Source organism: Agromyces sp. P1_H4, assembly GCF_056405255.1.
In genome coordinates, this window is record NZ_JBFUCL010000325.1 from 1 (window position 1) to 4,270 (window position 4,270).

The 4,270-nt window shown below is 73.6% G+C and carries 3 protein-coding genes; all 3 read left to right on the forward strand.

Annotated features, from left to right (window positions below; genetic code table 11):
• Positions 1–1,149, forward strand: a 1,149-nt coding sequence (gene coaBC / locus AC1DY2_RS16285) for a bifunctional phosphopantothenoylcysteine decarboxylase/phosphopantothenate--cysteine ligase CoaBC (RefSeq protein WP_476763367.1), incomplete at its 5' end; no start/stop codon positions are given.
• On the forward strand, positions 1,146–2,339 hold the full coding sequence (gene metK, locus AC1DY2_RS16290) for a methionine adenosyltransferase (RefSeq protein WP_476763368.1): 1,194 nt from the start codon (positions 1,146–1,148) through the stop codon (positions 2,337–2,339). The genes coaBC and metK, both read left to right, overlap by 4 nt.
• A gap of 1 nt (position 2,340) precedes the next feature.
• Positions 2,341–4,270 (forward strand): primosomal protein N' family DNA-binding protein (locus AC1DY2_RS16295; RefSeq protein WP_476763369.1); only part of this gene is annotated, 1,930 nt, incomplete at its 3' end.

The window sequence follows — 4,270 nt, forward strand, 5'->3', positions numbered from 1 at the left end:
GTGCCGACCGAGGGTGCGCTCCGGTTCGTGGGTCGTCCCACGCTCGAGGCGATCTCGCGAAACCCGGTGCACACCGACCTCTACGAGGGTGTCGCCGAGGTGCGCCACGTCGCGATCGGGCAGGCGGCCGACCTCATCGTGATCGCGCCCGCCACCGCGAACTCCATCGCGAAGCTTGCGACCGGCCTCGCCGACGACCTCCTGGGCAACACCGTGCTGGCCAGCGAGGCGCCCGTCGTCATCGCGCCCGCCATGCACACCGAGATGTGGCGGCATCCGGCCACGCAGGCCAACATCGCCACCTTGCGCGAGCGTGGTGTCACGGTCGTGGGGCCCGCGGTGGGCCAGCTCACCGGTGCCGACAGCGGACCGGGCCGTATGGAGGAGCCCGACGTGATCGTGGCCGCCGCGCTCGAGCGGGTCGCGGCATCCGCTCGACACGACCTCGCGGGGCGCCGCGTCGTGGTCACGGCCGGCGGCACGCGTGAGCCCCTCGACCCGGTGCGATTCCTCGGCAACCGTTCCAGCGGCAAGCAGGGCGTCGCGATCGCGGAGGCGGCGCGGGCGCGTGGCGCCGAGGTCACGCTCATCGCGGCGAACCTCGAGGTCGCCCATCCGGCCGGCTGCGACATCCGCCAGGTCTCGACCGCACTCGAGCTGCAGCAGGCGGTGACGGATGCCGCACGCGGCGCCGACGTCGTGATCATGGCCGCGGCCGTCGCCGACTACCGTCCCGCCGACGTGAGCGAGTCGAAGCTGAAGAAGGACGCCGGGGACGGCGGCATGACGCTCGAGCTCGTGCGGAACCCCGACATCTTGGCCGGCCTCGGACACGCGCCACACGACGGCACGCTGCTCGTCGGCTTCGCGGCAGAGACCGAGCCCGACGACGAGCGGCTCCTCGCCCTCGGCCGGGCGAAGCGCGAGGCGAAGGGCGCCGACGTGCTCGTCGTGAACCGGGTCGGCTGGAGCGAGGGCTTCGCGAGCGACGAGAACCGCGTCGTCGTGATCGGACCCGACGGCGAGATCGTCACACGAGCACACGGAACGAAATCATCAGTGGCCCATGTCATCCTCGACGTGGTTGTCTCGGAATCGACGACCGCGGCGGTCGCCGCCGACACCACGAAGGAACACGGGACCACATGAGCGCACTCCGACTCTTCACCTCCGAATCCGTCACCGAGGGCCATCCCGACAAGATCTGCGATCAGGTCTCGGACTCGATCCTCGACGCGCTCCTCACGGTCGACCCGCACAGTCGGGTCGCGGTCGAGACGCTCGTGACGACGGGGCTCGTGCACGTCGCGGGCGAGGTGACGACGTCGGGGTACGTGGAGATCCCGGCGATCGTGCGCGAGCGGGTGACGTCGATCGGCTACAACTCGTCCGACGTGTGGTTCGACGGCCGCTCGTGCGGCGTGTCGGTGTCGATCGGCGGGCAGTCGCCCGACATCGCGCAGGGGGTCGACCACGCGTTCGAAGCCCGCGAACGGGCCAGCGTCGATGCGCTCGACATGCAGGGCGCCGGCGACCAGGGCATCATGTTCGGCTACGCCACGCGCGAGACGCCCGAGCTCATGCCCGTGCCGATCTGGCTCGCCCACCGACTCGCCGAGCGGCTCGCCACCGTGCGCAAGCAGGGCGAGCTCGACTACCTGCGCCCCGACGGCAAGACGCAGGTCACCGTCGGCTACGACGGGCAGGTGCCGCGCACGATCGAGACGGTGGTGCTCTCGACGCAGCATTCGCCGGCGGTCTCCACCGAGCAGCTCCGGGCCGAGGTCGAGGAGCTCGTCATCCGCCCGGTGCTCGACACGGTCGAGCTGGCGCGGCCCGACCTCGCCGTGCTGATCAACCCCACCGGTCGCTTCGAGATCGGCGGACCGCAGGGCGACGCCGGGCTCACCGGCCGCAAGATCATCATCGACACGTACGGTGGCGCGAGCCGTCACGGCGGCGGCGCCTTCAGCGGCAAGGACCCGTCGAAGGTCGACCGCTCGGCGGCGTACGCGATGCGGTGGGTCGCGAAGAACGCCGTGGCGGCGGGTCTCGCCGACCGCCTCGAGCTGCAGGTCGCCTACGCGATCGGCAAGGCCGCACCCGTGGGCCTGTACGTCGAGTCGTTCGGCACGGCCCACGTGCCCGACGAGCGCATGATCGGCGCGATCCGAGAGGTGTTCGACCTCAGACCCGCCGCGATCATCCGCGACCTCGACCTGCTGCGGCCCATCTACGCGAAGACGGCGAGCTACGGCCACTTCGGCCGCGAGCTTCCCGAGTTCACCTGGGAGCGGCTCGACCGCGTCGACGACCTCCGCGCGGCCGCCGGGCTCTGACATGGCGGGCGGCCCCGTCGCCAGGGTGCTCGTCGATTCGCCGCTGCCGCAGCTCGACCAGCTCTTCGACTACTCGGTTCCCGAACGCCTGCGTGCGTCGGCGCGTCCGGGCGTGCGGGTGCGGGTGCCGCTCCGCACCGGCGGACGCATCGCGAACGGTTGGCTCGTCGAGCTCGTGGACGAGAGCGAGTACGGCGGCACGCTGAGCGAGGTCGAGGACATCGTGTCCGAGGTCCCCTTGCTGGTGCCCGAGGTCTGGGCGCTCGCGCGTGCGGTCGCCGACCGTGCCGCCGGCAATGCGAGCGACGTGCTCCGTCTCGCCATCCCGAGCCGCTACGTGCGGGTGGAGCGATCCTGGCTGTCCGCCCCTGCTGAGCCGGGAGACCTTCCCGAGGCGCCGCCGCCCGTGCACGGCGCCGAGGCGGGTCGCGTCGAGGCCGGCATCGAGCGCGGCGAGCGGATGTCGCTCCGCGCCGATCCGCGCCCGCTCCGCCTCCCCACGGGGCAGTGGGTCGGCGCGTGGGCGGTCACGCTCGCGCAGGCCGCGGCACACACGCTGGCCGCCGACCGTTCGGCCCTGCTCGTCGTGCCCGACTACCGCGACCAGGAGCAGCTCGAACTCGTGCTCGCGGCATCCGTCGACCCTCGCCGGGTACTGCGCACCGACGCCCGCCAGTCGGGCGGGAACCGCTACCGGTCGTTCCTCGACGCCACCCGCGACGAGGCCCGCATCATCATCGGCAACCGGTCGACGGTGTACGCGCCGGCACCCCGCCTCGGACTCATCGCGCTGTGGGACGACGGTGACAGCCTGCTGAACGAGCCGCTGGCGCCCGGGGTGCACCCGCGCGACGCGGCGCTGGTGCGGCAGGAGCAGAGCGGCGCAGCGCTGCTGTTCGCGGCCCACACCCGCAGCGTCGAGGTCGAGCGACTGGTCGCCGTCGGCTGGGTGCACGACGTCGCGCCCCTGAAGCACGTGCGGCCGCGCGTCATCCCGACCGAGCAGCAGGCCGCGCCCGAGCCGGGATCGGCGCGCATCCCGTCGGTCGCCTGGCGACAGGCGCAGGAGGCCGTGCGCGAGGGACCGGTGCTCGTGCAGGTCGCCAGGCCGGGCAACGCCCCGCTGCTCGCGTGCGATCGGTGCCGCGAGCCCGCCCGATGCGCGGCCTGCGGGGGAGCGCTCGGGGTGCCCCGCACCGGTGGCCAGCCCCGATGCGTGCTGTGCGGCACGAGCGCGAGCGCGTGGCGGTGCCCGGTGTGCGACGGTGCGAAGCTGCGCGCGGTCACCGTCGGGGCGAGCCGCACCGCCGACGAGCTCGGCCGGGCCTTCCCGCGCACCAGGGTGATCCTCTCCGACGGCGAGCGACCGGTGCTGCGCGTGTCCGCCGAGCCGGCGCTCGTCGTGGCGACCCGTGGCGCCGAGCCGATCGCCGAGGGCGGCTACCGTGCCGTGCTCCTCCTGGACGGTGAGCGGATGCTGCTGCGCGAGTCCCTGCGCGTCGCCGAGGACTGCCTGCGCTGGTGGTCGAATGCCGCGGCGCTGGCCGCGCCCGGGGCCACCGTGCACCTCGTCGGGGTGGGTGGCGCGCTCGCCTCGGCGCTGTCGATGTGGCGGCAGCCCGAGTGGGCGGCGACCGAGCTCGAGGCGCGCCGCGCACTGCGGTTCCCACCCGCGGTCAGGGTGGCGAGCGTGACGGCGGCGCATGCATCGGTGGCCAGAGCGGCGGAGTCGGTGTCCGACCTCGACGGGGTGGACGTGCTGGGGCCGGTGCCCGCCGACGACGACGGGCTGGAGCGGGCGATCGTGCGCTTCGACTACGCGGCCGGCGCACGCGTCGCCCGGGAGCTCCGGGCGGAGATGATCCGCGTCGCCACCGAGCGGCGTCGGCCGATCGCCGGCCGCCCCGCGCGCCGCCCGCCGGTGCTCCGGG

What these genes read in the sequence shown, in the direction of transcription:
- metK (WP_476763368.1), top strand. Translation starts at nt 1,146, where the DNA reads ATGAGCGCACTCCGACTCTTCACCTCCGAATCCGTCACCGAGGGCCAT.